Genomic DNA, 446 nt, shown 5'->3' with positions numbered 1-446 from the left:
GTTCATTATAAAGAAAAGAATCATTAACCAAATTATGCCAATTATTTTGAAATTCTAGCAAAGCTAATTTTTCTTGTTGAACGACCAATTGTTGCTGATAATTGATTGAAGGAATTAAAAGTACTCCACAAATTATTCCTAAACTAATCACTGCTTCAATTAGGGTGAAAGCTTTTTGCGACTTATTTGCGTGGACCCACAACATTTCCATTTTCAATTTGATAGCCCTCATTAATCGCTTTTTTGGCTTGTGCATCTGATAAGTAATGCTCTTTTTCTAATATTTGCCAGCTAACATCAGATCCATCGTACATATCCACTTGAGTTTGTAAGGTAGTTTTAAAAGCATTATCGGTCTTATTTTCAGCTGACTTTTTTTGCTGATTGACATTGGGAATAATAATTAAAAGCAGCAAAGAAATTATAAAGAGAACAATGACCATTTC

General features: G+C 31.8%; 2 protein-coding genes. Both read right to left on the bottom strand.

The annotated features are described in order from the left end of the window. Positions 1 to 211: type II secretion system protein (locus tag EQ827_RS08890; RefSeq protein WP_258231836.1), on the bottom strand; the 211-nt coding region annotated here is incomplete at its 3' end. Continuing rightward, positions 183 to 446 (bottom strand): competence protein ComGC (locus tag EQ827_RS08885; RefSeq protein ID WP_181190612.1); only part of this gene is annotated, 264 nt, incomplete at its 5' end. The genes EQ827_RS08885 and EQ827_RS08890, both read right to left, overlap by 29 nt.

This window comes from Bombilactobacillus bombi (assembly GCF_013607485.1).
Lineage (GTDB): Bacteria > Bacillota > Bacilli > Lactobacillales > Lactobacillaceae > Bombilactobacillus > Bombilactobacillus bombi_A.
This window is presented reverse-complemented; position numbering and strand designations above follow the sequence as displayed.